The 26,899-nt window shown below is 73.1% G+C and carries 27 protein-coding genes; 12 read left to right on the top strand and 15 right to left on the bottom strand.

The window, feature by feature from the left end; genetic code table 11:
• Positions 1-3 precede the first annotated feature (3 nt).
• The 5 genes from thpR to FHU33_RS21245 form a co-directional block, all read right to left on the bottom strand.
• A complete protein-coding gene (gene thpR, locus FHU33_RS21230; RefSeq protein ID WP_142028091.1) occupies positions 4-576 on the bottom strand; it encodes an RNA 2',3'-cyclic phosphodiesterase in 573 nt (190 codons plus the stop codon).
• A complete protein-coding gene (locus FHU33_RS25175) occupies positions 573-959 on the bottom strand; it encodes a hypothetical protein (RefSeq protein ID WP_170182605.1) in 387 nt (128 codons plus the stop codon). The genes thpR and FHU33_RS25175 overlap by 4 nt, the downstream gene beginning before the upstream one ends.
• Before the next feature lie 63 nt (positions 960-1,022).
• Positions 1,023-2,414, bottom strand: a complete 1,392-nt coding sequence (locus tag FHU33_RS21235) for an MFS transporter (RefSeq protein WP_142027583.1) — start codon at positions 2,412-2,414, stop codon at positions 1,023-1,025.
• The gene (locus FHU33_RS21240) at positions 2,411-2,845 is read right to left on the bottom strand and encodes a MarR family winged helix-turn-helix transcriptional regulator (RefSeq protein ID WP_142027584.1); all 435 of its coding nucleotides are present in this window, start codon (positions 2,843-2,845) and stop codon (positions 2,411-2,413) included. Before FHU33_RS21240 ends, FHU33_RS21235 begins: the two co-directional genes overlap by 4 nt.
• Before the next feature lie 45 nt (positions 2,846-2,890).
• Positions 2,891-4,450, bottom strand: coding sequence for an NCS2 family permease (locus FHU33_RS21245; RefSeq protein WP_142027585.1), 1,560 nt, complete (start codon positions 4,448-4,450; stop codon positions 2,891-2,893).
• A 139-nt stretch (positions 4,451-4,589) separates the two neighbouring features.
• Here FHU33_RS21245 and FHU33_RS21250 point away from each other — a divergent pair, with 139 nt between their 5' ends.
• Positions 4,590-4,799, top strand: coding sequence for a DUF2530 domain-containing protein (locus FHU33_RS21250; RefSeq protein WP_142027586.1), 210 nt, complete (start codon positions 4,590-4,592; stop codon positions 4,797-4,799).
• Positions 4,800-4,870: 71 nt separating this feature from the next.
• On the opposite strand, the gene FHU33_RS21255 is transcribed toward FHU33_RS21250, so the two are convergent.
• Entirely contained in the window at positions 4,871-5,665 is a 795-nt protein-coding gene (locus FHU33_RS21255; RefSeq protein WP_211355314.1) for a DUF3027 domain-containing protein, read from the bottom strand.
• A gap of 143 nt (positions 5,666-5,808) precedes the next feature.
• Between FHU33_RS21255 and FHU33_RS21260 the strand changes: the two genes are divergently transcribed.
• Both FHU33_RS21260 and FHU33_RS21265 read left to right on the top strand, forming a co-directional pair.
• Positions 5,809-7,272, top strand: coding sequence for an MFS transporter (locus FHU33_RS21260; RefSeq protein WP_246064082.1), 1,464 nt, complete (start codon positions 5,809-5,811; stop codon positions 7,270-7,272).
• A complete protein-coding gene (locus FHU33_RS21265; protein WP_246064085.1) occupies positions 7,269-7,742 on the top strand; it encodes a DUF2771 family protein in 474 nt (157 codons plus the stop codon). Before FHU33_RS21260 ends, FHU33_RS21265 begins: the two co-directional genes overlap by 4 nt.
• Here the strand turns inward: FHU33_RS21265 and FHU33_RS26535 are convergent.
• Entirely contained in the window at positions 7,739-8,134 is a 396-nt protein-coding gene (locus tag FHU33_RS26535) for a cold-shock protein (RefSeq protein WP_142027590.1), read from the bottom strand. The genes FHU33_RS21265 and FHU33_RS26535 overlap by 4 nt on opposite strands.
• A gap of 141 nt (positions 8,135-8,275) precedes the next feature.
• Between FHU33_RS26535 and FHU33_RS21275 the strand changes: the two genes are divergently transcribed.
• On the top strand, positions 8,276-8,635 hold the full coding sequence (locus tag FHU33_RS21275; protein WP_142027591.1) for a YidH family protein: 360 nt from the start codon (positions 8,276-8,278) through the stop codon (positions 8,633-8,635).
• A complete protein-coding gene (locus FHU33_RS21280) occupies positions 8,632-8,940 on the top strand; it encodes a DUF202 domain-containing protein (protein WP_142027592.1) in 309 nt (102 codons plus the stop codon). The genes FHU33_RS21275 and FHU33_RS21280 overlap by 4 nt, the downstream gene beginning before the upstream one ends.
• Here the strand turns inward: FHU33_RS21280 and FHU33_RS21285 are convergent.
• Complete coding sequence (locus FHU33_RS21285) at positions 8,927-9,493, bottom strand: nucleotidyltransferase family protein (RefSeq protein WP_142027593.1); 567 nt, start codon at positions 9,491-9,493, stop codon at positions 8,927-8,929. The two genes, FHU33_RS21280 and FHU33_RS21285, sit on opposite strands and share 14 nt — an antisense overlap.
• 77 nt (positions 9,494-9,570) lie before the next feature.
• Between FHU33_RS21285 and FHU33_RS21290 the strand changes: the two genes are divergently transcribed.
• Both FHU33_RS21290 and FHU33_RS21295 read left to right on the top strand, forming a co-directional pair.
• Positions 9,571-10,338 (top strand): endonuclease/exonuclease/phosphatase family protein, encoded by a 768-nt coding sequence (locus FHU33_RS21290; protein WP_142027594.1) that lies wholly within the window; start codon positions 9,571-9,573, stop codon positions 10,336-10,338.
• A 50-nt stretch (positions 10,339-10,388) separates the two neighbouring features.
• On the top strand, positions 10,389-10,709 hold the full coding sequence (locus FHU33_RS21295) for a hypothetical protein (protein WP_142027595.1): 321 nt from the start codon (positions 10,389-10,391) through the stop codon (positions 10,707-10,709).
• Between the two features lie 84 nt (positions 10,710-10,793).
• Here FHU33_RS21295 and FHU33_RS21300 read toward each other — a convergent pair whose 3' ends face one another.
• The 4 genes from FHU33_RS21300 to FHU33_RS21315 form a co-directional block, all read right to left on the bottom strand.
• The gene (locus FHU33_RS21300; protein ID WP_142027596.1) at positions 10,794-12,449 is read right to left on the bottom strand and encodes an AMP-binding protein; all 1,656 of its coding nucleotides are present in this window, start codon (positions 12,447-12,449) and stop codon (positions 10,794-10,796) included.
• On the bottom strand, positions 12,446-12,673 hold the full coding sequence (locus FHU33_RS21305; RefSeq protein WP_142027597.1) for a hypothetical protein: 228 nt from the start codon (positions 12,671-12,673) through the stop codon (positions 12,446-12,448). The genes FHU33_RS21300 and FHU33_RS21305 overlap by 4 nt, the downstream gene beginning before the upstream one ends.
• Positions 12,674-12,771: 98 nt before the next feature.
• Complete coding sequence (locus FHU33_RS21310; protein WP_142024800.1) at positions 12,772-14,259, bottom strand: NF041680 family putative transposase; 1,488 nt, start codon at positions 14,257-14,259, stop codon at positions 12,772-12,774.
• Between the two features lie 134 nt (positions 14,260-14,393).
• The gene (locus FHU33_RS21315) at positions 14,394-14,915 is read right to left on the bottom strand and encodes a hypothetical protein (protein ID WP_142027598.1); all 522 of its coding nucleotides are present in this window, start codon (positions 14,913-14,915) and stop codon (positions 14,394-14,396) included.
• Between the two features lie 51 nt (positions 14,916-14,966).
• Between FHU33_RS21315 and FHU33_RS21320 the strand changes: the two genes are divergently transcribed.
• Together FHU33_RS21320 and FHU33_RS21325 are read left to right on the top strand one after the other, a co-directional pair.
• Entirely contained in the window at positions 14,967-17,228 is a 2,262-nt protein-coding gene (locus FHU33_RS21320; protein ID WP_142027599.1) for a helicase C-terminal domain-containing protein, read from the top strand.
• A gap of 61 nt (positions 17,229-17,289) precedes the next feature.
• A complete protein-coding gene (locus tag FHU33_RS21325) occupies positions 17,290-18,975 on the top strand; it encodes a DNA repair helicase XPB (protein WP_142027600.1) in 1,686 nt (561 codons plus the stop codon).
• Positions 18,976-19,054: 79 nt separating this feature from the next.
• On the opposite strand, the gene FHU33_RS21330 is transcribed toward FHU33_RS21325, so the two are convergent.
• Complete coding sequence (locus FHU33_RS21330; protein WP_142024161.1) at positions 19,055-20,794, bottom strand: IS1182 family transposase; 1,740 nt, start codon at positions 20,792-20,794, stop codon at positions 19,055-19,057.
• Between the two features lie 207 nt (positions 20,795-21,001).
• On the opposite strand from FHU33_RS21330, the gene FHU33_RS21335 reads away from it, so the two are divergent.
• The 3 genes from FHU33_RS21335 (at position 21,002) to FHU33_RS21345 (ending at position 23,579) form a co-directional block, all read left to right on the top strand.
• A complete protein-coding gene (locus tag FHU33_RS21335) occupies positions 21,002-21,232 on the top strand; it encodes a hypothetical protein (RefSeq protein ID WP_142027601.1) in 231 nt (76 codons plus the stop codon).
• Entirely contained in the window at positions 21,229-21,528 is a 300-nt protein-coding gene (locus FHU33_RS21340) for a type II toxin-antitoxin system PemK/MazF family toxin (protein ID WP_142027602.1), read from the top strand. The genes FHU33_RS21335 and FHU33_RS21340 overlap by 4 nt, the downstream gene beginning before the upstream one ends.
• 287 nt (positions 21,529-21,815) lie before the next feature.
• The gene (locus tag FHU33_RS21345; RefSeq protein WP_246064087.1) at positions 21,816-23,579 is read left to right on the top strand and encodes a DEAD/DEAH box helicase; all 1,764 of its coding nucleotides are present in this window, start codon (positions 21,816-21,818) and stop codon (positions 23,577-23,579) included.
• Between the two features lie 98 nt (positions 23,580-23,677).
• Here the strand turns inward: FHU33_RS21345 and FHU33_RS26345 are convergent, their stop codons facing one another.
• Together FHU33_RS26345 and FHU33_RS26350 are read right to left on the bottom strand one after the other, a co-directional pair.
• Positions 23,678-26,752 carry a helix-turn-helix transcriptional regulator gene (locus FHU33_RS26345; protein WP_281281694.1) on the bottom strand — a complete coding sequence of 1,025 codons (3,075 nt, stop codon included), beginning with the start codon at positions 26,750-26,752 and terminating at the stop codon, positions 23,678-23,680.
• Entirely contained in the window at positions 26,722-26,853 is a 132-nt protein-coding gene (locus FHU33_RS26350) for a hypothetical protein (protein WP_281281695.1), read from the bottom strand. Before FHU33_RS26350 ends, FHU33_RS26345 begins: the two co-directional genes overlap by 31 nt.
• Between the last annotated feature and the right edge of the window lie 46 nt (positions 26,854-26,899).

The following is a 26,899-nucleotide window of genomic DNA, read 5'->3' on the forward strand; positions in this document are numbered from 1 at the left end:
TACCTATGCCTGCTTCCCCAGGCGCCAAGCGGCGACGAGGTCGTAGGTCGGCGTCGCGCCCAGATGGCTCTCCCAGAGCCGGACCTCGGTCACCGGCCACACCGGCCCGCGGTAGGCGGCGAGCCGGTCGGTCAGCGTTCCGTCCGCCGGCTGCCGGGGACGCCACCGGCCCAGCGTGAGGTGCGGGCGGAACGGCCGGTCCTCGACCGGCAGCCGCAGGCCCCGGGCGGCGTCCGCGAGCCGGGCGGCGAGCGCCACGAGGGGGTCGACGTCGCCGTCGAGCCCCGCCCAGGCCACCTGCGGACGACGCACCGACCCGAACCGTCCGCCACCGGCGAGCCGCAGCGTCATCGATGACGTGCCCTCGACCGCACGCGTCGCCGCGGAGACCAGCGACGGCACTCGCTCCGACGGCACCGCCCCGAGGAAGAGCAGGGTGAGGTGCCAGCGGTCCGGTGCGGTCCAGCGCGGCGCCCCGGGGAGGTCCCCCAGGCCGGCCACCGTCACGGCCAGGTCGGCGCGCGCGTCTTCCGGCGGGTCGACGGCGAAGAACAGCCGCCGTCCGGCCGGGCTCAGCCCTGCACCGCCAGCCCGGCGCCCTCCAGGGCGGCGAGCAACCGCAGCCGCTCCACGTCCCGCGCCGGACCATCGGGCGTCGTGCGCAGCTCGTGCGGGATCTCCAGCAGGGTCGCGGCCTCGACGAGCACGTCGTCGTACGCGGCGGCGAGCGCTCGACGGCGGGCCATCGGCGCCCCGGTCGGGACGAGGGAGATCGACCGGGCGAGCCGGCGGACGTCGGCGGCGACCACCTGGAGCGGCCGACGGCCGGGCGTCGGATACCGGGCCGTCCGGCGGCGCTCCGCCTTCCGGCGCGCCCAGCGGAAGACGGGCCCCGTCCAGGCGATGAGGGCGGCGATCACGGCGACGGTGCCGCCGATCTGCAGCAGCGGGACGTGCATCTCGCCTCCCTGGCCCGGAAAGGATGCCGGCGACGGTACTCCGCGCGCCGCCGTCGGACGCGGTCAGCCGCCCAGGGACTGCTGCCCCGGCACCTTCCCGGCTGCGGCCTCCTCGGCGGCGCGCAGCCGCGCCGACGGGACCCGCGTGCCTGGGGCGCCGATGCGCATCCGCAGCCGGAGCGGGTTGGGCCCGCCCTCGAGCCGCACCCGTCGTCCCCGCGCCAGCCAGGCGGCTGCGCCGATACCGGCGACCACGCACACCGCGCCGCCCAGGATGAGCCCCCAGGGCGCACCGAGGTGCTCGGAGATCCAGCCGATCAGCGGTGCCCCCACGGGCGTGCCCCCCATGAAGCACATGAAGTACAGCGCCATCACGCGGCCGCGCATCTGCGGGTCGACGCCCAGCTGCACGAAGCTGTTGTTCGCGACGCTGAACACCAGGGCCGCGGCCCCCGTCGGCACCAGCAGGACGGCGAAGGAGACGTAGCCCGGCATCAGGCCCGCGATCACCGTGAGCAGCCCGAAGACGACGGCGGAGATCACCAGGAACCGCTGTCGCGGGCGGGTGCTGCGCCGGGTCGACAGCAGCGCACCGGTCAGCGAGCCGACGGCGAAGGTGGTGGAGAGCAGCCCGAACGCCTCGGCGCCGAGCTCGAACTCCTCGCGGGCCATCAGAGCGATGGTCACCTGGTAGTTGAAGCCGAACGTCCCGATGACGAAGGCGAGGCCCATGGCGAGCACGAGGTCGGGATGGGCCCAGGTGTAGCTCAGTCCCGCCCGCAACTGGCCCCTCGCCCGGGTCACCGGGGGGCTCGGCTGCAGCTCGGCTGCCCGCATGCCGGCCAGCGCGGCGATGGTGAACGCGAAGCTCGCGGCGTTGACGAAGAAGGCCGGCGCGGTGTCCCCGCCCGACCAGCCGATGAGCAGACCGGCCACCGCGGGCCCGATCAGGCGGGCGCCGTTGAAGATCGTCGAGTTCAGGCTCACCGCGTTGGCCAGCAGGGTCGGCCCGACCATCTCGGAGACGAACGCCTGCCGCACCGGCGCGTCGATCGCGGAGACCGCACCCAGCCCGCCGGCGAGCACGAAGACGTGCCACAGTGCCACCGCGTCGGTGGCCACCAGGATCGCGAGCACCAGGGCGAGTGCACCCATGAGCGCCTGGGTGACCAGGAGCACCCGGCGCTTGTCGTAGCGGTCGGCGAGGACGCCGCCGTACATGCTCAGCAGCAGGCTGGGGCCGAACTGCAGGGCGGTGATCAGCCCGAGGGCGATGCCGCTGTCGCCGGAGAGCTGCAGGACCAGCCAGTCCTGGCCGATGCGCTGCATCCACGTGCCGGTGAGGCTGACCAGGTTGGCCGAGGCGTAGATGCGGAAGTTCCGGACGCGCAGCGCACGGAAGGAGCCCGTCCCCGCGTCCGACGGGGTCGACCGATCAGCGCTCGTGCGGGTCACCCACCGGCGAGCTTCTCCATGATCGCCGCGGCTTCGCGGAGCACCGTCCGCTCCTCCGGGGTCAATTCCTGCAGCCGTCCGGACAGCCACGCCTCCCGGGCACGCGCCTCCTCGTTGAGCAGGTCGTCCGCCGCCGGCGTCAGGCCGATGATGACCTGCCGGCCGTCGGTGGGGTGCGGCGTGCGGGTGACCAGCCCCATGCCCTCGAGCGCGACGACGACGCGGGTCATCGACGGCGGCTGCACCCGCTCCTGCCCGGCCAGCTCTCCCGGGCTCATCGGGCCGATGCGCTTGAGCGTGGACAGGGCCGCCAGGTGGGTGAGCGTGACCGAGCTGTCCACCCGCTGGTTGCGCAGCCGCCGCGAGAAGCGCATCACGGCCAGCCGGAGGTCGTGAGCCAGCCCCGCGGTGTCCAGCGTCGTACGACTCACGATCCCCAGCCTAGTCCGGGATGCTTAGCCGGCCTCAGCAGCCGCTCACAGCAGTTGCTGCAGCGGCTCGAGGGCGAAGTACACGAGGAACATCACCGCGATGACCCACATCAGCGGATGCACGTCCGTGCGCCGGCCGACCGCGAGGCGCAGCAGCACGAAGCTGATGACGCCGGCGCCGATGCCGTTGGTGATCGAGAAGGTGAACGGCATCAGCGCGATCGTGAAGAACGCCGGGATCACCAGCGACATGTCGTCCCAGGTCAGATACCTGATCTGGCTGATCATCAGCGCGCCGACGATGACCAGCGCCGGGGCGGCCGCCTCCGACGGCACCACGGCCACCAGCGGGGTGAAGAACACGGCCACCAGGAACAGCAGGCCGGTGACGATGCTGGCCAGGCCGGTCCGGGCGCCGTCGGCCACACCGGCGGTGCTCTCGATGTAGGTCGTGTTCGACGAGACGCTGCCCGCGCCGCCCGCGGCGGCGGCCAGCGAGTCGACCAGCAGGACCGGCTGGGACTTCGGCAGGTTGCGCTTCTCGTTGAGCAGTTCACCTTCGGCGCCGACGGCGGTGACGGTGCCGACGGTGTCGAAGAAGTCCGCGATCATGATGGAGAAGACGATGAGCAGGGCGGCGAGGACGCCGATCCGCTCGAACGCGCCGAAGAGCGAGAAGTTGCCGAGCAGCGAGAAGTCAGGGGTGCCGACGACGTCGTCGGGCAGCGCGGGCACCTGCAGCGCCCAGCCGCGGTCGTTCACCGCTCCGTCGGCCCCGAAGCGCGGACCGACCTCGGCGATCGCCTCGATGACGATCGCGATGAGCGTCGTGACCACGATGCCGATGAGCAACGCGCCCTTCACGCGGCGGACCACCAGCACGCTCATGAGGAGCAGGCCGACGACGAAGACCAGCATCGGCCAGCCGGCGAGCTGGCCGCCGACGCCGAAGCTGATCAGCGGGTTCCCCGGCCTGATGATCCCGGCGTCGACCAGCCCGATGATGGTCAGGAAGAAGCCGATGCCCACCGCGATCGCGGTCTTCAGCTGTGCCGGGATCGCCTCGAAGACGGCCTTCCGGAAGCCGGTGAGCACCAGCACCGTGATGAGCAGGCCCTCCAGCACGACCAGGCCCATGATCTCCGGCCAGGACAGCTGCGTGGCCGCGAAGACCGCGACGATCGCATTGATGCCCAGCCCGGTGGCCAGGGCGAAGGGGTACCGGCCGACGACCCCCATGAGGATGGTCAGGGCCCCGGCGAGCAGCGCGGTGACCGCGGCGATCGAGCCGAACGGGAGCACCGTGCCGTCGACGTCGGCCCCCGGCACGTCGCCGGGTCCCGCGATGCTGGTCAGGATGATCGGGTTGAGCACCACGATGTAGGCCATCGTGAAGAAGGTGGTCAGGCCACCGCGCAGCTCACGGCTCATCGTCGAGCGCCGGGCGCTGATCTCGAAGTAGCGGTCGAGGCCGTTCTTCGGCCGCACGTGCGGCCCGTCGGTGCGGCGGTGTGCGCTCGGCGCGCCGGCCACCACGTCCGCGGGGGTGCCCTCGTCGGCACCCGCGTCGGCGGACCCCGTGGCGGGGCTGGACTTCTCGGGCATGGGGACTCCCCGGAACGACGGCTGCTGGCGACGAGCGGCGACAGCGTGCCACACGATCGTTGCGCCGGGATCACGCGCCGCCCCACCCGTCCCGAGGGGTTCTGCGATCGGAACGGGCGGTGCGTCCTAAGGTCGCACCGTGCCCGGACCGACCAAGCAGGCCCCGCCTCCGCTGAGGGTGGACACCGCCCGCGTCGTGCTCGTCGGCATCGCGCTCTGGGCGGTCGCGCTCGTCGTGCTGTTGCTCCTGGGTGACCGGGTCGACCGGATGTGGACCTGGACCTGTCTCGCGGCGATGGCCCTCGGGACGCTCGGCCTCTGGATCATGAAGCTGCAGGGCCAACGGTGAGCTGATGGAACGGCCCCCTTCCAGGGGCCCGCCCTGAGCATGCGAAGGGTGGGGAGGAAGGGGGTCCTTCTTCAGTCCGCCAGGACGTCGTAGGTCCCCGTGTCGTAGCGCGCGGTACGCACCACTTCGGTGGCCTCGTCGACGACGAGGGTCGCCTGGCTGTGCGCCCCGCAGCCGTAGTCGGCGGCGACCACGCGGCCGTCGGCGGGGGCATAGGCGTTGCCGCAGGCGCCGACCATCCGGCGCAGCGAACCGGCCAGCGGCAGGTAGAAGCCGCACGTCGTGCACGGGCCGGGAGCCTGGCGCGCCATCGGGGACGACGGGCCGAACTCACCGGCCACCCAGCGCCCGACCGCCTCGCTGCGGCCCTCGGCGGACATGACCCGTTCGCGGCCCAGCCCCAGCTCCTCGGCGACGACCCGGCCCTCCGGGTCCTCGGCCGAGTCGTCGTCGACCAGGTAGGCCGGCACCAGGCGCGGGTCGTCCTCGGTCGACGGCAGCACGTCACCGACGGAGAGGTCGCCCGGGCGCAGCCGCTCCTGCCACGGCACCCAGGCGGGGGCGAGCAGCGCCGAGTCGCCGGGGAGCAGCACGACCTCGTCGACGGTCACCGCGTCCTCGCCCGGGATCAGGGCGACGGTGACCGCCCAGTGCCAGCCGACGTAGCCGGGGAGCCGGCTGGCGAACGTGTGGGTCAGGACCTCGCCGAGGGCGTCGGCCGGCACCTCGTCGGTCGCGGGGCTCACCGGCTCGGGCGTCGCCCCCAGGTGGTCGCCGACCAGGGCGGCGTCACCGGCGGTCTCGACGGCGGCGGCGCGGGCCTGCTCGACCGCGGCGGCCAGGACATCGGCTGGGGACTGGGTCACCGGCCCATTGTCCCTGACGCGTCCACCTCCGCGGAGGACCACCCGAACTGTTGGTGCGGCACGATGGGGGCGTGTCCGCGTCTCGTCGTCCGCCCGGTGCCGGCCGGCGCCTGCGCAGGAGCGGTCGCACCGGTCCGGACCGGATGGACACCACTCCCCTCGACGTGCCCTCCCGGCCGATGCCCTCGGCGGGCGGGTTCCCGGCGGAGGACGATCGCCCTCCGCCGGCGCTGCCGGGCGGCGGCGCCGGCCCGGCGAAGCTGACGGTGACCCGCGTGGCCGCCGCCCGGTCCCGCGAGCTCACGACCGCGGCGGCGCGCCGGGTCCGCGCCGCCAGCCGGGCCGACGGCGCCGGGGAGAGCGGCCTGACCCAGCTGCTCTGGGTCAACGCCCTGCACATGGCCGGCGACGCGATGATCGCCGTCTCCCTCGCCGGAACCCTGTTCTTCGCCGCCACGACCGACGCCCAGCGCGGCAACGTGGCCCTCTACCTGCTGGTGACGATGGCTCCGTTCGCGGTCCTCGCCCCGGTCATCGGTCCGTTGCTGGACCGGCTGCAGCGGGGCCGGCGGTGGGCGATGGCGGGCAGCCATCTGGGGCGGGCCGTGCTCGCGCTGGTGATGATGCGGCACTTCGACGACTTCTGGCTCTATCCGGCGGCCCTCGGCGTCCTGGTGCTCTCCAAGGCCCACAACGTCCTGCGGGCCGCCGTCGTCCCCCGGATGATGCCCGCGGCCATGTCGCTGACCTCGGCCAACGCCCGGCTCTCGGTGTTCGGGCTGGCGACGGCGGGCGTCGCCGGCGCGATCGCCGCCGGGATCGCCTCGGTGCTCGGGTTCGACTGGGAGCTGGGCGCGACGGCGATCGTCTTCGCCGTCGCCGGCGTGCTGGCTGTCCGGCTCCCCCCGCACGTCGACGTGCCGACCGGAGAGTTCGCCGCCGACGTCCTCACCACCGCGGAGATCCCGGTGGGCAACGGGCGGCGCCGGGTCAGCCCGCACGTGGTCCTGGCGCTGCGGGCCAACGCGGCGCTGCGCGGGCTCGGAGGCTTCCTCACGATCTTCAGCGCCTTCCTGGTGCAGGCCACCTTCGACGACGGGTGGGCGGCGACCCTGGCCCTGGGGGCCATCGCGGCCGCCGCGGGGTTGGGCAGCTTCACGGGCACGGCGATCGGCTCGCGCATGCACACCGCCGCACCGGACCGCCTCGTGCTGATCTCGGCCGCGTCGGCCGCGGCGATCACCCTGCTGGCCGCGATCTTCTACAGCTTCGCGATGGCCGCCGTCGTCGCGGGGGTCGCCGCGGTGACCAACGCGCTGGGCAAGGTGTCCCTCGACGCGATCATCCAGCGCGAGGTGCCCGACAGCCTCCGCGCCTCGGCGTTCGCCCGCTCGGAGACGTGGCTGCAGATGTCCTGGGTGGTCGGCGGCGGGCTGGGGATCGCGCTGCCGCCCACCGGCTGGCTCGGGTTCACCGTGGCCGCCGCGCTGCTGGGGCTGGCGGTCGGGCTGGTCCTGTGGAGCCTGTACCGCGGGAGCCGGCCGGTCCGTCCGGCAGGGGTCTCCCCCGATGCGCCGACGACGCCCGTGGGACGCTCGTGGTCGTGAGCAGGGGCGTGCACGGGTTTCTGTCCGCCGTGCTCCTGCTCGTCCTGGCCGGCTGCGGGGCCGAGCCTGCCGGGCCGCCGGACGTCGAGGTCGAGGTCGGCGCCCAGCAGCTGACCATCCGGCCCGTCCAGTACTGCCTGGACGGCGAGGGGCAGCGCTACGACACCGCGGCGCCGATCCTCGAGGTCTCCCCCGGCGCCACCATCAGCCTGGCGGTGCCCGACGCGGTGGCCGAGCAGGGCTGGAGCGTGCAGGTCTTCGACGACCAGCTCGAGGAGCTCCTCGGCGAGGTCGACGTGCCGGCCGGCGAGCGCGTCTTCGAGGAGATCGGCACCGACGACGTCGTCCCCCCGGCCTTCTACCTCGTGGTCGTGGAGGACAAGGGCGGGACCTGCGGCGAGTTCTCCGGCGCCTGGCCGGTCGGCTTCATCCGCGCCGGCGGCGACCTCGGCGAGACGTCCAGTCCCTAGCCCTCCAGGTCGGCGGCCACCGCGCGCAGCACCGAGGCGACCTTCCGCGACTCGGCGCGGTCGGGGTGCCGGCCGTGGCGCAGCCCCTCGCCGACGTCGTCGAGCAGCTTGATCAGGTCCTCGATGATCGGCACCAGCTCGTCGGGCTTCTTCCGGGTCTTCGCGGCGGCGGTGGCGGCCACCGAGGGCAGCGGGTCCAGGATGCGCACCTGGAGCGCCTGGTCACCGCGTCGTCCGGCGACGATGCCGAACTCCACCCGCTGGCCCGGCTTGAGCTCCGCCGTCCCGGCCGGGAGGGCGTCCTTGTGCACGAAGACGTCGGGGCCGTCCTCGCGCGCGAGGAAGCCGAAACCCTTCTCCGGGTTGAACCACTTGACCTTGCCGGTGGGCACGTTGGATCCCTCGTCCTGCTCGCTTCCGGTCCGGCACGCAGGCCGGGGGGTGACGGCGGCGCGAGGCCGCTCGCCGACAGGTTAGCCGTCCCACCTCCGGCCCGGACCTGGTATTCCACGCCCGGGCCCTAGCCTGATCCGGTGCGCCCGCCCCTCGACCCCAGCGCCCACCCCGACTACCGGTTCACCCTGGCCAACGAGCGCACGTTGCTGGCCTGGCTGCGCACCGGGTTGGCGCTGGTCGCCGGTGGGGTCGCCGTGGCGACCTACGCCCCCGACCTCGGGGTCCGCTGGGGCAGTGCGGCGGTGGCGCTGGGGCTGGTCCTCATCGGGCTCGGCACCGCCCTCGCGGGCTACCGGCGCTGGCGGGCCAACGAGGCAGCCATCACCGCCGGCCGGCCGTTGCCGTCGAGCTGGCTGATGCCGGCGGTGGCCGCCGCGGTCGCCGCCGTCATCGTCGTGGTGGCCGTCCTGGTCGGGGTCGAGGTGATGGGCCGGTGAGCTCGCCGGTGGAGACCCAGCCGGAACGGACGGCGCTGGCCTGGCAGCGCACCGGGCTCGGTGTCCTGGCCGTGGCCGCGCTGATCGCCCACGGGGCGGTGCGGGAGAGCCGGCCGGCGGCGCTGATCGCCGCGGGGATCGCTGCCCTGCTCGGGCTCGGTGTCCTGGGCGGCCTCGGGCCTCTCCGCTACCGCCGGCTGGTGGCCGGGCCGCGGACCGCCGTCCCGGGCCTGGTGCGCACGGCCACCGGCGCCACCGTGCTGGTCGCGGTAGTCGCGGCCGTCGTGGTCGTCACGCAGCGCTGACCTTCGGCACCACGCCGAGCCGGTCGAGCAGCTGCAGGAACACGACCGCGAAGTCGTTGTCGGCGACGGCCTCCTCGACGGCCGCCCAGTCGACCTGCTCGCGCAGCGCGCGAGCGACCGGGAGCATCCGGGCGAAGTCGCAGTAGTGCTCGTCCAGCGTCATGAGCTTGGTGACGACGATGTCGGTCGCCGTCAGCACCGGCATGTGCACCGAGAGAACCGGGAGCACCTCCGCGCGCTCGATGAGGTCGGTCTCCACGGGCCGCCCGCAGGTACGCCACAGGACGTCGACGAACGAGCCCCCGCTCACGACCTTGGTCAGCCAGTCCTCGGGCGGGTCCTGGACCTGCAGGCCGGCATCGGCCAGCACCTTCGCCGCCCGGTCCGCCTCCGCCTCCGGCACCAGGAAGTCGGCGTCGTGGTCGGGTTCGGGCGCGCCGCGCATCCACGCGGCGTAGCCGCCGCAGAGGGCGAAGGGCACGTCGCCCTGCTTGAGCGCGACGGCGGTCCGCTTCAGGAGGTCGCGGATCTCGTCCCGTTCCGATGGCTGCACGGCGGTGCTGCTACCCGCAACGGCGGCCCGCACGCACGAGGGCGGTAGAACCGGCGCTCGCGGGGCACAGGGAACGCGTGCGCATCGCCACCTTCAACATCCTGCACGGACGCTCCCTGGACGACGGCCGGGTCGACGTCGACCGGCTGGCCGATGCGGTCAAGAGCCTGGACGCCGACGTCCTCGGCCTGCAGGAGGTCGATCGCGACCAGCCCCGGTCGCTGGGCGCGGACCTCACCGCGGTGGCCGCCGAGGCGATGGGCGCCGACGAGCACCAGTTCGTCGCCGCCCTCGCCGGCACCCCGGGGGGCACCTGGATGGCGGCGACGGGCGACGAGCAGCCCGGCTCGGCCACCTACGGCATCGCGCTGATCTCGCGCTACCCGGTGGTCTCGTGGCGCGTGGTGCGCCTGCCGGCGCTGCGCGCCAGCGTGCCGATGTGGTTCAAGGGCTCCCGGAAGCCGGTCTGGGTGAGCGACGAGCCACGGGTCGCCGTCGCCGCCGTGCTGGACGGCCCGTTCGGCCAGATGACGGTGTGCAACACCCACCTGTCGTTCATCCCCGGGTGGAGCGCACTGCAGCTGAGCCGGCTGGTCCGGTCGCTCACCGGCACCCGGGAACCGCTGGCCCTCGTCGGTGACCTCAACATGGAACAGCGCCAGGCGAACCGCGTCAGCGGACTGCGGCCGATCGCGTCGGCAGCGACGTTCCCGGTGGGCGTGCCCAGGCGGCAGCTCGACCACGTGCTGGTGCGCGGCGGCCTGCGGGCGACCGGCCCGGCCGAGGCGGTGCAGCTGCCGCTGTCGGACCACCGCGCCCTCGTCGTCCCCTGCGGACCGGTCTGACTGTTACCCGACGACTCGCGCACTCCGCGCCGCTGCGCCACGATGCGATCATGGCCAGCTCCGGTGCAGCCCGCGTCTTCTCGCTCGTCGCCACGATCGTGCGGGTCGTGTGCTCGGTGATCGCCGCGCTGATCGTCGTCTACGCGGTCTTCGTCCTGTTCGAGGCCAACCCGGCGAACGTGCTGGTCGAGTTCACCGCCGAGGCGCGGAGGACCTTCGGCTGGTTCACCGAGAACCTGTTCACGATGGACGACCCGAAGATCGCCGAGGCGATCAATGCCGGCCTGGCGGCGCTGATCTGGGTGGTCGCGGGCAACCTGCTCTCGAAACTGATCCTGCGCCTGACCCCCGCGTCGAAGGCGAAGACCTGAGCCAGGCATAGGAACCTTTACCTGCGTTCTCCGGCCGAGAACGCACGTAAAGGTTCCTATGCCTACGCGCAGACGCGGGCGGTCTCAGGCGTTGTGGACCGACGCCGCGGACTGCAGGCCGAGCTCCTCGACCGACACCTGCCGCATCTCGACCTTCCGGATCTTCCCGGTGACGGTCATCGGGAACTCGTCGACGACCTTGACGTAGCGCGGCACCTTGTAGTGGGCGAGCTTGCCGGCGCAGAAGTCGCGCAGCGCCTCGGCGGTCAGCGGCTCGGCGCCCTCGCGCAGCCGCACCCAGGCCATGAGCTCCTCGCCGAACCGCTCGTCGGGCACCCCGATCACCTGGGCGTCGACGACGTCGGGGTGGCTGTAGAGGAACTCCTCGATCTCCCGCGGGTACACGTTCTCCCCGCCGCGGATCACCATGTCCTTGATCCGGCCGACGATGTTCAGGTAGCCCTCGTCGTCCATGACCGCGAGGTCGCCGGTGTGCATCCACCGTGCCGCGTCGATGACCTCCGCCGTCTTCTCCGGCTCGTTCCAGTAGCCGAGCATCACCGAGTAGCCGCGGGTGCAGAACTCCCCGGGCTCTCCCCGGGGCACGGTCAGTCCGGTGACCGGGTCGACGACCTTGACCTCCAGGTGCGGGTGCACCCGCCCGACGGTGGAGGTGCGCCGGTCGATGTCGTCGTCCGCGCCGGTCTGGGTGGACACCGGTGAGGTCTCGGTCATGCCGTAGCAGATGGTCACCTCGGTCATGCCCATCTCGCTGACCACCCGCTTCATCACCTCCACCGGACACGGCGAGCCGGCCATGATGCCGGTGCGCAGGCTGGAGAGGTCGTAGTCGGCGAAGTCGGGCAGCCCGAGCTCGGCGATGAACATCGTCGGGACGCCGTACAGCGAGGTGCAGCGCTCGTCCTGCACGGCCGTCAGCGTGAGCGCGGGGTCGAACCCGGGCGCCGGGATGACCATCGTCGCGCCGTGGCTGGTCGCTCCGAGGTTGCCCATGCCCATGCCGAAGCAGTGGTAGTAGGGCACCGGGATGCAGACGCGGTCGGCCTCGGTGTAGCCGCAGCCCTCGCCCACGAAGAACCCGTTGTTGAGCAGGTTGTGGTGGGTGAGCGTCGCGCCCTTCGGGAAGCCCGTCGTCCCGGAGGTGTACTGGATGTTGATCGGGTCGTCGGCCGACAGCTCGGCCGCACGGCGGGCCAGCAGCTCGCGGTCGCCGACCCGGCCGGTCTCGAGCAACCGCTCCCACTCGGGGCTGCCGAGGAACAGCACCTCGCGCAGTTCGGGACAGTCGCCGCGGACCTCGGCGACCATGGCCCGGTAGTCGCTGGTCTTGAACTCCGGCGCACTGACCAGCACCGAGATCCCGGCCTGCTTCAGAACGTACGACAGCTCGTGGGTGCGGTAGGCCGGGTTGATGTTGACCAGGATCGCGCCGAGCTTCGCCGTCCCGTACTGCACGAACACCCACTCGGCGCAGTTCGGCGCCCAGATGCCGACCCGGTCGCCCTTGCGCACGCCCACCGCGTCGAGGCCCAGCGCGCACGCGTCGACCTCGGCGACGAGCTCCGGATAGCTGAACCGGCGCCCCGTGGCGCACTCGACCAGCGCCTCATGGTCGCCCACCCGCGCCGCCGTCCGATCCAGGTTGGCCCCGATCGTGTCGCCCAGCAGGGGGACCGTGGAGGTCCCGCTGCTGTAGGACGGCAGCGCGGGCGAGTTCACCGCTTGCGGCCCTCGGCCGTCTGGACCCCGGCCCGGTTGGGCTTGTCCGTCGGGTGGGCGTACCGGAGGCTCTCCACCGGCAGCGGGAAGCTGTGGTCCTCACCGAATGGCGAGAGCGGACCGGCCGACACGCTGGTCAGCTCGGTCAGCGGCGGGCCGCCGTCGTCGGACTCCCCCCAGGTGGGCTCCACCAGGTGCGCGTGCTTCTCGTTGCGCTTGGCCATGTCGCCTCCGTGTCCAGGTGCACCGCTCGGCGCACGTCAGGGGTCATCCTCTCGCGACCCGTACCCACGTGCACGCACGCTCCCCCTCAGCTTGTCGTTTAACCCCTGATCTGGTGGTCGCCCGGGCTGGTGGTGTCCCGTCTGACGGTCTTGCCGACGTCATGACGGGTGGCTTGGCGCCGGTTTTTCACTCCGGGAGGGCGTCCCGGTCCCGGGCGGGAGGGTTTCGGCGCGCTGGCCGGGTGGCCGGTCTTCGCGCGCAGGTGGCGAAACCCCCGGCGCACCCGCGCCGGGGTCAGCCGCTCGGGAGGTAGCGGCTTCTCCCAGGGCCGCCGGAGATCGACGGCGAGGTGGCGGGCCAGGCGCAGCTGGGTGTGGGCGGCGATGACCAGCCAGGTCCAGCGGTCGCCGGCCTCCGGTGAGCGGATCTTCGGGGCGGTCCAGCCCAGGGTCTGCTTGAACAGGCGGAAGGTGTGCTCCAGGTCGAAGCGGCGCAGGTAGGCCTGCCAGCAGCGGGCCACCTCCTCGACCAGGTCGTCGATGTCGACATCGTCGGGGCCGGTCACCGATGACCACAGCCAGACCGGCTTGGCCTCGCGCTGTCCGGGCAGGTGCTCGACCTGCAGCCGAATCACGGTGCCTTCCACGATCGGCAGCGGGCCGTCGTGGTCGGCCCAGGGGCCGCGGTGAGCCAGCCGCGGATGCATGCGATCCCAGGAGCACACCTGCGCCGTTCCGTAGCGCGCGGTGGGTGAGCTGGCCTGCGTGGTCGGTACCGGCCAGGTGGCCTCATCGGCCAGGGCCATCACGGCGCCGTGCTTGCGGGGGCGTCCGCCGCGGGAGTCATGGCCCCGCGGCGGCGTGGCGGCCAGCATCACCCGGTCGGCGCGGATCCGCCCGACCAGGTGCACGGGCAGGTCGGCGAGCACGAACGCCAGCCGGGCCACGTCGTACCCGGAGTCCATCACCACCATGATCGCCGGGTCACCGGGGCGCCAGTGCCCGGCGCCGGTCAGCCGACCCACGACCGCGCGCAGCTGGGCGGCGGTGACCGCGGTCGCGTCATCTGCCGGGCCCAGCCGCACCGCATCCAAGATCGCCGTCCAGCTGGTGGGCCCGCTCTCCAGGGCGGCCACGACCTGATAGGGCCAGCCCGGAATCCGCTGATCGGCGTTCCGCCCGCGCCCGTAGACATGGCAGAACAGCCGGTCGGGACAGGTCGCGGCGTCCGGGCGCAGCCACGGGGAGACGTCGACGGCCAGCACGATCCGCCCACCGAACATCCGCGGCAGCGGCAACGCGGCCAGCGCGACGCGCAGCCGGTCGGCGTCGACTCGTCCGCTGTTGAGCGCGTCGTACAGCGCGCCGTGACCACGGCGATGCTCCGGAGCAAGGCACAGCCCCACCAGGGATTTCACCGGTCCCTCGGCGCACAGCAGTGCGTCGGTGAGCTCGAACAGCTCATCGCCACGCCGGCCCAGGCACTGGTACACCTCGCCGCGGAACTCCCGCAGCCGCGTCAACCCTGCCGCGGCTGAGCTCTGGTCAACCGCACCGGCTGGGTCCAGACTGTCCATCGCGGCCACCGCCGTTTCCTTCGAAGCGTCGCAACTTCAAAGGATCACGCGGTGGCCGCCCTCACGACCAGACCCTGAACCACATCCGTGTAACTCACCGGCATCAGGGGTTAAACGACAAGCTCAGGGCGGATCGCGTCGGCCTAGCGCCGGGTGGCGCGTGCGCCGTAGAGCGTGGGCAGGCCCTCGGCGGTGAGCACCCACTCCTCGCCTCCCACGGGCGCGGCGTGCACCTCGCCGTCGTGGAGCCCCTGCACCGCGCGGGTCCGCCAGATCGCGGTGCTCAGCAACCGGAGCCGCACGGGCTCCGCCGCCGGGTCCAGCTCGTCGAACCCCTCGGGCTCGAAGGAGATGGCGGCGGGACCGGCGATCCGGAGCCGGCCGGTCCGCCACGGCGTGCTCGCCAGCGCCCGCTGCCAGCGGCGGGCGCGCACGAGGGCGCCGGTCCCGGCGGCGACGGCGACCACCCCCAGCAGCACGAGGACCAGGACGGCGATGCCGAGCCCGGGCACCCGCCGTCCGCCGTCGGAGAGGGAGACAGCGGCGGCGCCCAACAGGACCCCGAGGACGACGGCCATGACGCCGCCACCGAGCCACCGGAGGGCACCGGCCTGGTAGGCGGCCAGCGCCGTGCGGGTGTGCGGGTCGTCGGCGGCGGCTGGCATCCGGTCATGGTGTCAGGAGCTCGCTTGCGCCGACGACGTAGCGTGGACCGGATGCCCACGGACCCCCCTGCGACGCTCGCCGGCTGGCTGCGCACCCGCAGCGACGAGCAGTTGAGCGCGTTGCTGGCGGCCCGTCCCGACGTGGCGCGCCCCGCTCCCTCCGACCTCGTCGCCCTCGCCAGCCGGCTCGCGGTCCCGGTCGCGGTCGACCGCGCGCTCGACGAGCTGGATGCCGCGACCCTCCAGGTGCTCGACGTCGTCCTGCTCGCGCCCACCGACGGCATGGCGCCCGACGAGCTGTTCGCCGCGCTGCCCGACGTGCCCGACGACGTCCTCGCCGCCGGACTCGAGCGGCTCACCACCCGGGCGCTGCTCTGGGGCGACGACGTCCTGCACGCGCCGGACCCGGTGCGGCGTGCCGTCCGGCACCCGGCGGGTCTCGGCCGGCGGTCCACCGAGTTGCGCGTGCAATTGCCCGGCGACCTGACGGCCGCGATCGGCGAGCTGGTCCCGGAGGAGCGCGAGGTGCTGGAGCGCCTCGCCACCGAGCGGCCCGTCGGCCACCTGCCCGACTCCCCGTCCGACGCGAGGACGCCGGCCCGTCGCCTCCTCCAGCGCGGCCTGCTCGCCCGGATCGACGCGCTCAACGTGGAGCTCCCCCGCGAGATCGGCCTGCACCTGCGCGGCGACCGGCCCTACGGCCCGCCGCGGCTGCGCCCGAAGCCCGCGGCGGCCGCCCACGAGCAGTCGTCGGTGGACCGGCGGGCGGCCGGGGCGGCGCTGGAGAGCGTGGGCAAGGTCGGCGAGCTGCTCACCCTGCTCGAGGAGGAACCGGCCGGCCTGCTGCGCAGCGGCGGGGTCGGCGTCCGTGACCAGAAGCGGCTGGCCCGCGTGCTGCACCTCGGCGAGCCGGAGGCCGCCTGGCTACTGGAGCTCGCCTACGCCGCCGGGCTGCTCGACGTCGGAGGCCCGCACCGCGACGAGTGGCTGCCCACGCGCGCCTACGACATCTGGCGGGAGCAGGACCTGGCCGACCGCTGGGCCGTGCTGGCGGCCGGCTGGCTGGGCGGGGTCCGGCTGCCGTCGCTGGTCGGGCAGCGGGACGTCGCCGGCAAGGCGGTGAATCCGCTCTCGCCGGACCTGACCCGGCACACCGCCCCGGCGATCCGGCGGTCGGCGCTCACCGTGCTGGCGGAGTACCCGCCCGGCTCCGGGTTGGCGGCTCCCGACCTGGTCGCCCTGCTCCGCTGGCGCACCCCGCGCCGGGCAGACCGGCTCGCCCCCGTGCCCGGGATGCTCGAGGAGGCCGCCCGGCTGGGCGTGCTGGTCGGGGGCGTGCTGTCGACGGCGGGCCGCGGCCTGCTGACCCGCGGTGAGGACGGCGCGGCGATGAGCATGCGCGGGCTGCTGCCCGAGCCGGTCGACCACGTGCTGGCCCAGCCCGACCTCTCGCTGATCGCCCCGGGCCCGCTGGTGGCCGAGTTGGCTGACACGCTCGCCGTCGTCGCCGACGTGGAGTCCTCCGGTGGCGCCACGGTCTTCCGGGTCTCGGAGTCCAGCGTCCGCCGCGCGCTGGACTCCGGCTGGTCGGCGTCGGACCTGCACGACTTCTTCGCCCGCGCCTCCCGCACGCCCGTGCCGCAGGCGCTGGACTACCTGATCGACGACGTCGCCCGGCAGCACGGACGCCTGCGGGTCGGGTCGATCGAGTCCTACGTGCGGTCCGACGACCACGGGCTGCTCTCGCAGGTGCTCAACGACCGCCGGACCGCCGCCGCCGAGCTGCGCCGGCTGGCCCCCGGCGTCCTGGTCAGCGGTCTCGGGGCGGACGAGGTGCTCACCGTGCTGCGGGAGGCCGGCTACGCACCGGCCGGCGAGCAGGCCGGTGGCGCCGTCCTCACCCGTCCGCCGGCCCGTCCGCGGGCGATGGGCCGACGGACCGGCACGGAGTCCGCGCCCGCGCCCCGCCGGCTGACGGCCGACGAGGTCGGCGCCACGGTGCGGCAGATGCGCGCCGGGGACGCGGCCCTGTCGGCCCGTCGCGGCGAGGCCGTGCGACAGGTTCCCGGCGTGACCACCGCGACGACGCTGGAGCTGCTCTCCCGCGCGGTCCGCGAGGGCGCGGCGGTGTGGCTCGGCTACGTCGATGCCCAGGGCAGCGGCAGCCAGCGCGTGGTGCGCCCGGTGTCGCTGGTCGGTGGTTTCCTCCAGGGGTACGACGAGCGCCGCGGCGAGAACAGCACCTTCGCGGTGCACCGGATCACCTCGGTGGCCCTCGTCGAGGAGGAAGCACCGGCCGCCGAGAGCGGTTGACCAAGGTAGTCCCCCTGCATCCGGCGTCTGCCGGCTGCCGTTTCGCGGAAGGTAGTGCCCGTTGAGTGACGGCCCCCTGATCGTCCAGTCGGACAAGACCCTGCTCCTGGAGGTCGATCACCCGCTGGCGAAGGAATGCCGCGCGGCCATCGCGCCGTTCGCCGAGCTGGAGCGCTCCCCCGAGCACGTGCACACCTACCGGGTGACGCCGCTCGCGCTGTGGAATGCCCGCGCCGCCGGGCACGACGCCGAGCAGGTCGTCGACGCGCTGGTGCGGTTCTCCCGCTACCCGGTGCCGCACGCGCTGCTGGTCGACGTCGCCGACACGATGGACCGCTTCGGCCGGCTGACGCTGGCCAACCACCCGGTGCACGGGCTGGTGCTCACGTCGTCGGACCGGGCCGTCCTCGAGGAGATCGTCCGCTCGAAGCGGGTTGCCCCGATGCTCGGCGCCCGCATCGACGAGGACTCCGTCGTCGTCCACCCCTCGGAGCGGGGCAGGCTGAAACAGGCGCTGCTCAAGGTCGGCTGGCCCGCCGAGGACCTGGCCGGCTACGTCGACGGCCAGGCGCACCCGATCGAGCTCGACCAGTCGAACTGGCACCTGCGCGACTACCAGCAGGAGGCGGTCGAGGGCTTCTGGGCGGGTGGCTCGGGCGTCGTCGTCCTGCCGTGTGGCGCCGGGAAGACCCTGGTCGGCGCCGCGGCGATGGCCGAGGCCAAGGCGACCACGCTCATCCTGGTCACCAACACGGTCGCCGGGCGGCAGTGGAAGCGCGAGCTGATCGCGCGCACGTCGCTCACCGAGGAGGAGATCGGCGAGTACTCCGGCGAGCGCAAGGAGATCCGCCCGGTCACCATCGCGACCTACCAGGTGATCACCACCCGCCGGAAGGGCGAGTACCGGCACCTGGACCTCTTCGACGCCCAGGACTGGGGCCTGATCGTCTACGACGAGGTGCACCTGCTCCCGGCGCCGATCTTCCGGCTGACCGCCGACCTGCAGTCCCGCCGCCGGCTCGGCCTCACCGCCACGCTGGTGCGCGAGGACGGGCGGGAGGACGACGTCTTCTCGCTCATCGGACCGAAGCGCTACGACGCCCCCTGGCGGGACATCGAGGCGCAGGGCTACATCGCGCCGGCCGAGTGCATCGAGGTGCGGGTCTCGCTCGACGACGAGGAGCGCATGACCTACGCGGTGGCCGAGCCCGAGGAGCGGTACCGGATCGCGGCGACCGCCCAGTCGAAGCTGCCGGTCATCCGGCGGGTGCTGGAGCGACACCCCGACGAGCCGTCGCTGGTGATCGGCGCCTACCTCGACCAGCTCGAGGAGCTCGGTGCAGCGCTGGACGCCCCGGTGATCCAGGGATCGACGACTAACCGGGAGCGCGAGAAGCTGTTCGACGCCTTCCGCTCGGGCGAGATCCGGACGCTGGTGGTCTCCAAGGTCGCGAACTTCTCGATCGACCTGCCCGAGGCCGCCGTCGCGGTCCAGGTCTCGGGCACGTTCGGCTCCCGCCAGGAGGAGGCCCAGCGGCTCGGCCGGGTGCTGCGCCCGAAGGCCGACGGCCGCCAGGCGCACTTCTACACGGTGGTCAGCCGCGACACCCTCGACAGCGAGTACGCCGCCCACCGGCAGCGGTTCCTGGCGGAGCAGGGCTACGCGTACACGATCGTCGACGCCGCCGACCTCGCCGGGCCGGGCGAGGTCAACGGCCCGGACTGGGTGGACGAGCCCGCCGACTGATCACGGCGGCCCATGATGATCAGGTTCGCTGATCGAACTGGGTCCTCCCTCATCGTCGACGATCCTGCTGGCCAATTCGTCAGGCGGCCAGGGCGAGGTCGAGGCGGGTCAGGTGGCTGGTGCGGGTTCGGTCCAGAGGGTGTCCGTTCCAGTAGGCGCTCAGGCGGATCAGATTGAGCGCGACGGCGGAGAACACGTGTTGCAGCCTGGTTTTGGGCAGGCCGCGGTAGCGGGCGTAGCGCAGGTTGGTGACCGCCAGGCCTTGACCGATGGTGCCCTCGATGCCGGCTCGGGCGGCGTAGCGGGTTCGCCAGTCGAAGGTGCTCTGTTCGGCTCGGGCGGCCTGCTGGGCCTGGTAGACCTCGCGGGGTGGCACGGCGAGCTGGCGGCCGATCCCGTGGGACAGCGTCGAACGGGTGCACTGCTGTCGGACCGGGCAGGGGCGGCAGGTGTCGGCGGTGAATCCAATCTTGATCTTTTCGGTGCCGCGCTGGGCGCGGGTCGGGGTCCACCAGGTGCTGGTCTGACCCTGGGGGCAGCGGGCCTGCCGGGCGTCGAAGTCGAGGGTGAACGCGGTTCGGTCGTAGCCGGTCCCGTCGCGGGCCTGCCGGGACTGGTCGGCGCGCAGCGGACTGACCAGCGTGACGTCCCACCGGCGGGCGGTCTGGAGCACTGCTGCGACCGAGGGATAACCGGAATCGAGCAGATGCTCGCCGGGCAGCAGAGTCCGCTGCGCGAGCGTGGCATGGATCGGCTCGACCATCGCCGAGTCCGGCACCGACGCGTCGGTGGTGGTCACCGAGACGATGAGGTTCGGCCGCTGCCCGACCGTCTCCTCGGGCGGGTGCTGGGCCGGGTGCTGGGCTGGCGGGTCGCAGGTCTCGGTCAGGTGCACCTTGTAGCCGTTCCAGATCAGGTCTGCGCCCTTGGCCGCCCATCGGGCGTCAGGGTCATACGGCGAGCTGATCCGCACTCTGCCCGGCGGGAGACCGTCGGCCGCCTCCCGCATCCTGATCACCTCCCGCCCGCTGGTGTCGGTGCCGAGCACATAGTTCTGCACCAGCACCCGGCGCAGCACATCCACGGCGGGCAGCTCGCGCAGCCAGCCCGGTGCCTGCTCGGCGTACACCGCGCGCAGCAGCCTCAGCGCATCCCGGCCGAAGTCGCCGGCCAGGTCGGCCCGCTTGGCCTTGGAGGCCGGCAGCCGCCAGCTGTCGACCCGGGCGCCGTAGCGGTGCGCCCAGTCGGCGACGTCCACGACGCCGGCCAACCAGCCCGGTGCCGCCGCCGCCAGCGCCTCGACGGCCGCGCGCACGCTCTCCCCGGCCAGCTCCAGCCGGTTGAGGTCGCGCACCGCCGAGATCACGTGCGTGGAGTCGGTGCGCTGACGCCCGCGGGGGGTCACCAGCCCCTCGGCCTTCAACACCTCCAGCAGCAACTCCAACACGCGCTGCTCCAGGTTGTGCGCGAGCACCCGGGCTCGGAACTCCGCCAGCACCGAGGCGTCGAACCCCTCCTCATCCAGCCCCAGCCCCAACGCGTACTTCCACGAGATCTTGTCCCGCACCGCCTCGGCGGCCTGCCGATCGGTCAGGTTCTCAGCCATCTGCAACACCGTGATCAGCGCCAGCCGACCCGGTGACCACCCCGGCCGGCCGCGCACGCCGAACGCCTCGGTGAACTCTCGGTCCGGGAACAACTCACCGAGCCGATCCCGAATCGTCACCGGCAACGGCGACTCCCGCCGCCGATAGGCCGCTCGCACCGCGGCGGCCACCTCCGGTGCCGGCTCCGGCCATGACTGCGGCTGCACACACATCAGCACCACCCCACGGCCGGGAGAACGGGGGAAGACCGGCCGCCGGACCATCAAACCCCGGCCACCTGGCAACACAACACGCCAACCAAGATCACTAGGCCGCGCTGAATTGGCCAGCAGGATCGTCGACTGCGAGGGAGGACCCGGAACGGTGAGGTAGGACGCCGGCAGCCAACGAGTGACAGCATCCGTTGCTAGCATTGCGTCATGGCACGGACGATCACGCTGCGGCTCTCCGATGAGGCGTACGAGTCGGTCAAGCGGCACGCAGAAGCCGATCGTCAGTCCATGAACACGTGGATCGAGAGCGTGCTGGACATCGAGGACATGCGGCGGCGCTGCGTCGCACACGAGCGGTGGCTCTCCGCCCACCCCGACGCCGTCGCCTTCGCCGACAGCTGGGCCGATCGCAATCTCGACGAGCTGGCACAGCGTTGAGCGCTCCCCGGCGAGGCGAGCTCTGGGTCACCGACGCCGGGGTGCCCGTACTGGTCGTCTCCTCGACGGTCTACAACGAGATCCCCTCCGAGCCCACGGTCATCGTGGTGCCGGTGTTCGGCACCGAGCCGGATACCGGATTCGGTGTCGATCTCGGCGAGGGGTGGGCAGCGCCCGGGCTGATCACGAGTCTGCGCAAGGCGCGGCTCCAGCGCCTGCTTCGGCACGTCGACGTCCAGAAGCTGACGGACGTGAACAACATGCTCTTCCGGATCCTGGCCACCCCGGACCGCTGAGGGCTCACCCCGACCTTGCCGCCTCCCGGATGGCTGGACGGCGTCCGCGGGAACGCTGAGCCCGATGGGGACGCCGGGACCGGCGGGGCGTGACGTTCCGGTCCCTCACGGCATGATGATCACCACACGGCTGGACTCCTGACGTGCATCTACGCAGGTCAGCGGCATGTGTGCAGGCCCTATACGTCGCGATCGCCGGGGCGCGCGGCAGGTCCCCGGTTGGGCGTGTTGCCCCTCGGACAGCGAAGATGGACCCCGACATGGGGAGCGCAGCACGAGCGGAGGCCTTGAGCCCGCAGACGAACAGCCGGCCGCTCCGAGCGTGGCAGCAGGCCGCTCTCGCGCAGTACGAGGAGCAGTCGCCGAAGGACTTCCTGGTGACGGCGACCCCGGGCGCGGGCAAGACCACCTTCGCCCTGACCCTGGCCGCCCGACTGCTCGCCCGGCGCGAGGTCGCCCGTGTCGTGGTGGTCTGCCCGACCGATCACCTGCGCATGCAGTGGGCCGACGCCGCCGACGCCATGGGCATCATCCTGGACCCCGGCCTCACCAACGCCGTCGGCCCCGTGCGCGCCGGCACGCAGGGCTACGTCACGACCTACGCGCAGGTCGCCGGCAAGCCGATGCTGCACGCCGCCCGCGCCACCGCCGTCAAGAGCCTGGTGATCCTCGACGAGGTGCACCACGCCGGTGACGGCCTCTCCTGGGGCGAGGCGGTGGAGGAGGCCTACTCCTTCGCCGCCCGCCGGCTCTGCCTCACCGGGACGCCGTTCCGCACCAAGCCCGACGAGCGCATCCCCTTCGTCCGCTACGAGGAGGACACCTTCGAGGGCGACGACGGGGAGCGCGGCGTCGGCCTGGTCAGCCGCGCCGACTACACCTACGGCTACAAGGAGGCGCTGGCCGACAGCGTCGTCCGGCCGGTCGTCTTCGCCGCCTACACCGGGACGTCGCGCTGGCGGAACTCCGCCGGTGAGGTGGTGGCCGCGTCACTGTCGGACGCCGGCACCAAGTCCGTCGAGATGCAGGCCTGGCGAACCGCACTGGACCCCAAGGGCCAGTGGGTGCCGCACGTGATCGCCGCGATGGACGACCGGATCACCCACCTGCGCGAAGACGGCGGCATGCCCGACGCCGCCGGGCTGATCCTCGCCAGCGACCAGGACGACGCCCGCGCCTACGCCAAGATCGTCCGCCGGGTGACCGGCAAGGCGGCCGAGCTGATCCTCTCCGACGACCCGAAGGCCTCGAAGAAGATCGAGCGCTTCGCCACCGGGTCGGCCCGGATCGCCGTCTGCGTGCGGATGATCTCCGAGGGCGTCGACGTCCCGCGGGCCGCCGTCCTGGCCTGGATGACCTCCTACCGGACGCCGCTGTTCTTCGCCCAGGCCGTCGGCCGCGTCGTCCGCTCCCGCGCTGTCCACGAGTCGGCGACGGTGTTCCTGCCCGCGGTGCGGCCGCTGCTGTCGCTGGCCGCCTCCATGGAGGAGGAACGCAACCACGTCATGCCCCCACCGAAGACGGTGCAGGGCGACGAACTGGACCTCGAGCCGCTCCCGCCCAAGGAGAAGGACGAGGAGGGGCTGAAGCAGTGGGAGGCCCTGGAGGCCGACGCCCGCTTCGCCCACATCCTCCACAGCGGGACCGCGCACACCGGTGAGGGCTCGGGTCCGACGGTGGTCGTCGACGCCGAGGACGAGGAGTTCCTCGGGATCCCCGGCCTGCTGACGCCTGCACAGACCGCCGAGCTGCTGTCCAAGCGGGACGACGAGCTGCGCCTGCGTATCGCCGCGAGCCACCGCACCGACGGGGACGACGTCATGCTCGTCGAGGACCACCCGGATGAGGACGACGCCGGCCGCTCGTGGCGCGACGCCGCCGAGCTGCGGCGGGAGATCAACCGCCTCGTCAACCGGGTGGCGGCGAGGACGTCCCAGCCGCAGGCGGTGGTGCACACCCAGCTGCGGCAGTCGGTGCCCGGCCCGCCGTCGGCGTCCGCCTCGGTCGACGTCCTCCGCGCCCGCCGGGAACGCCTCCGCACGATGCTCTGACGCGGTCGACGGCGAGCGGTGGACCTCTGCGACCCAGACCGAAGGGATTCTTGGGCCGATGCGGTCCAACGGTCACGAGCGAAGCGGCGACGCGCCCGTCAGACGAGCATGCCGCGCTGGGCGGCGATGGCGACGGCTTCGGTGCGGCCGTTCGCGCCGAGCTTGGCGAGGATGTTGCTGACGTGCACGCTCGCGGTCTTCTCGCTGATGTAGAGCTCGGCACCGATCTGGCGATTGGTCCGGCCCTGCGCCAGCAGCCGCAGCACCTCGGCCTCGCGCGGCGTCATGACGGCGGAGACGTCGACGGTCCGCACTCCCCCGACGTCCAGCCGCCCACGACGACTCAGCGCTTCGAGCGCGGTGCGCAGCGGCACCGCTCCCAGCCGGACGGCGACCTCATGGGCGAGCCCCGCTTGCTCCGCCGCCCCGGCGCGGTCGTCGCAGGCCAGCAGCGCCTCCGCCAGCCGCCAGCGGGACCGGGCCTCCTCGTAGACGTGCCCGAAGCCGAACGCCTCGACCGCGGCGCGCCACAGCTCGGTCGTCGCGTCCCCGCGCAATCGCGCTGTCTCGGCCTCCACCCGGGCCAACCACGCCGTCCCCTCGACGCCCATCTCGCCGACCTGCTCCCGGAAGCCCGCCACGGCAGACCGCGCGATGTCCACCAGCGGCTCCCCCGTCGCCGTCCACCGCCTGGCGGCGCCGGTATCGCCGAGCAGCCGCGCAGCCACCGCCGCGTCGGCCACCGGGTGCAGCGCCGAGGCGACCAGCCTGAGCACGCCCAGGTGGTCGGACTCCCAGAGCAGCTGCAGCCGGCGCGAGGTGTCAGTGGCGATCCTGACCGCGGCCTCTGCGTCCCCGGCCCACGCAGCCAGATCGATCTCCGCGGCGGCGGTCACGAGGGAGAGCAGCACGTGCGCGTTCAACCGCGGAATCAGTTCTCTCGCCCACGCCAGCCGCTGCTGCGCCTCGGCGTCTCCCCGCCCCACCTGCACGAGCAGGCCCGCAGCGCGGACGTGCGCTGCCATTTCCGGTACGCGGGCCAGCAGATCGGCCTCGGCCAGGCTCTCGTCCCAGTGCCCCAGCATGTAGAGCGCGGTCACCTGCAGGTGGCGTAGTTCCGCTGGGTAGAACGACCACTCCATACCGAGCTCTCGAGCGCGCGACGTAGCTCGCCGCGTCCAGTCCAGGGACTCCGCGATCCGCCCGTCCTCGAAGGCGAAGGTCGCGCGGTTGAACAGGACGCGCATCTCGACGTCCACGTCGCCCGACCGGCTGGCGCGCATCAGCGCCTCGTCCAGCCGGCGCTGCACCGCGGCCGCGTCCGTGTCCTGCCGTGAACGCACCTGGGACACCGCGGTATCGGACCAGGCGCTGTCCAGCCCCAGCGCGTCGGCGGCGGTCAGCGCCTCCTCGGCCGCCGCGTCGCCCTCGTCCACGAGCATCAGCGAGTAAGCCATCCGGGCGTGCGTGGCGGCCGCCCAGGTGCGCACCTCCGACGGCGGGTCAGCCGGTACCAGCGCCATGGCGGCGCTGCTCTCCCGGTGCGCCCCGGTGAGGTCCTCGACGCGCACCATGGCCTGGGCCAACGTGTAGTGCACCCGAGCTCGGGTGACCGGGTCGGCGTCGGTGCCGAGGAGGTCCAGCGCCGACCTCAGGAGCGCGACGGCACGGTGCAGCTCCCCCACCATCCGCGCGGCGGCCGCGGTCTCCAGCAGCAGAGCCACCTGGTCACGGCCGGCGCGCTCAGCGGCGTCAGGCACCGCCGACCACAGCGCCAGCACCGCCTCCAGGTACTGCAACTGCTCGGCGGGGGCGCCTACGCAGCAGGCCGCGGTCGCGGCCTCCAGGGAGGCGCTCAGGGCACCGGGGAGGTCGTTGCTCTCCCGCGCGTGGTGGGCCCGCTCCGCCGCCGTCCCGGCGCCCGGCTCCCGAGCCAGGTAGGTCGCGATGGCCGCGTGCAAGCGCACCCGCTCCCCCGGTAGCAGGTCGGCCAGGACCGCCTCCCGTAGCAGCGCGTGCCGGAAGCGGTAGCCGTCGTCGGAGACGACCAGCAGGTGGTGGTGCACGGCCTCGGCCAGCGCCTCCTCGAGCTCGCCGCCACCCAGTTCCCCGACGGCGGCCACCAGCTCGTGCCGCACGCGGCGGCCGGCGACCGCCGCGGTGCGCAGCACCTGCTGAGCGGCCGGTGAGCGCTGCTCCACCCGGGCCAGCAGGACGTCGGTCAGCCCCAGCGGCAGCGCCTCCCCGTGGAGACCGGCGGCCAGCAACTCCTCGGCGTAGAAGGCGTTGCCCTCCGCCCGCGCCACCACGTCCTCCACCGTGGACTCGGGCAGCGACCCGGCGCCGGCAGCCAGCCGGCGGACCAGGGTGCCCACCTCGGAGTCGGGCAGCGGCGCGAGTTCGAGGCGCTCCACCCCGGGCAGCCGCACCAGCTCGGCGAGCAGCGGGCGGAGCGGGTGACGGCGGTGCAGGTCGTCGGCGCGGTAGGAGGCCACCACCGCCACCGGCACGTCGACCAGACGGGCCAGCAGGTACCGCAGCAGGTCACGGCTGGACCTGTCGGCCCAGTGCACGTCCTCCAGGACGATCAACAGCGGGGTGCTCGAGGCCAGCTCGCAGATCAGCCCGGCCACGGATTCGAACAGCTGCAGCCGACCGTCGTCGACCGGCTGGGGGGCCGCCCGGTGCGGCAGCGGCCGGCTCAGGTCGCGGCCCTCGGTGACCGGCAGCACCGGGAGGGAGGACACGGGCTGCCCAGCCAGCAAGGCGGCGAGCACGGGGTTCGACGCCGCGGCGGGAACCAGCTCCGGGTCGGCCGCCACCGGGCGCAGCAGGTCGACGAACGGCAGGTACGGAAGTCCCACGTCACCGAGGTCGACGCAGTGCCCGAGCAGCACCCGGACCCCGCGCGCTGCCGCACGGGCGGTGAGTTCGTCGAGCAGGCGGGTCTTGCCGACCCCGGCGTCGCCGGCCAGGACGACGCTGCTCGTCCTCCCCGAGGCGGCCCGGTCGAGACGCGCCAGTAGATGGGCGAGCTCGGAGGCCCGTCCCACCATCGGCGCGTCGTCCCAACGTGGCACGACGTCGATCGTGGCACGGACCTCCGACAGGTCCGAGCCGGTTCCCACCATGAAGGAGCCGGTCAGCGTGAGCGCCGGCGGTTGCGGAACCACGAGCCGCGCGGGGTGCGCGTCCCGCGGCCGGACGCCATCAGCACCTCCCGCCGGTACGCGAGCTCGGCGTCGAGCGCCGGATTGCCGTAGTGGAGCGTCATGGTCGTGCCTTCCGTCGTCCCTGGTGTGGATGACGGCAACGTTCGC

Source organism: Blastococcus colisei (assembly GCF_006717095.1).
In the GTDB taxonomy this organism is placed as follows: domain Bacteria; phylum Actinomycetota; class Actinomycetes; order Mycobacteriales; family Geodermatophilaceae; genus Blastococcus_B; species Blastococcus_B colisei.

Excerpts from the sequence above, each read along its gene's own strand:
- FHU33_RS25175 (WP_170182605.1), bottom strand. The coding sequence starts at position 959 with ATGCACGTCCCGCTGCTGCAGATCGGCGGCACCGTCGCCGTGATCGCC.
- FHU33_RS21245 (WP_142027585.1), bottom strand. The coding sequence starts at position 4,450 with ATGCCCGAGAAGTCCAGCCCCGCCACGGGGTCCGCCGACGCGGGTGCC.
- FHU33_RS21260 (WP_246064082.1), top strand. The coding sequence starts at position 5,809 with ATGGACACCACTCCCCTCGACGTGCCCTCCCGGCCGATGCCCTCGGCG.
- FHU33_RS21295 (WP_142027595.1), top strand. The coding sequence starts at position 10,389 with ATGGCCAGCTCCGGTGCAGCCCGCGTCTTCTCGCTCGTCGCCACGATC.
- FHU33_RS21305 (WP_142027597.1), bottom strand. The coding sequence starts at position 12,673 with ATGGCCAAGCGCAACGAGAAGCACGCGCACCTGGTGGAGCCCACCTGG.
- FHU33_RS21315 (WP_142027598.1), bottom strand. The coding sequence starts at position 14,915 with ATGCCAGCCGCCGCCGACGACCCGCACACCCGCACGGCGCTGGCCGCC.
- FHU33_RS21320 (WP_142027599.1), top strand. The coding sequence starts at position 14,967 with ATGCCCACGGACCCCCCTGCGACGCTCGCCGGCTGGCTGCGCACCCGC.
- FHU33_RS21330 (WP_142024161.1), bottom strand. The coding sequence starts at position 20,794 with ATGTGTGTGCAGCCGCAGTCATGGCCGGAGCCGGCACCGGAGGTGGCC.
- FHU33_RS21335 (WP_142027601.1), top strand. The coding sequence starts at position 21,002 with ATGGCACGGACGATCACGCTGCGGCTCTCCGATGAGGCGTACGAGTCG.
- FHU33_RS26350 (WP_281281695.1), bottom strand. The coding sequence starts at position 26,853 with ATGACGCTCCACTACGGCAATCCGGCGCTCGACGCCGAGCTCGCGTAC.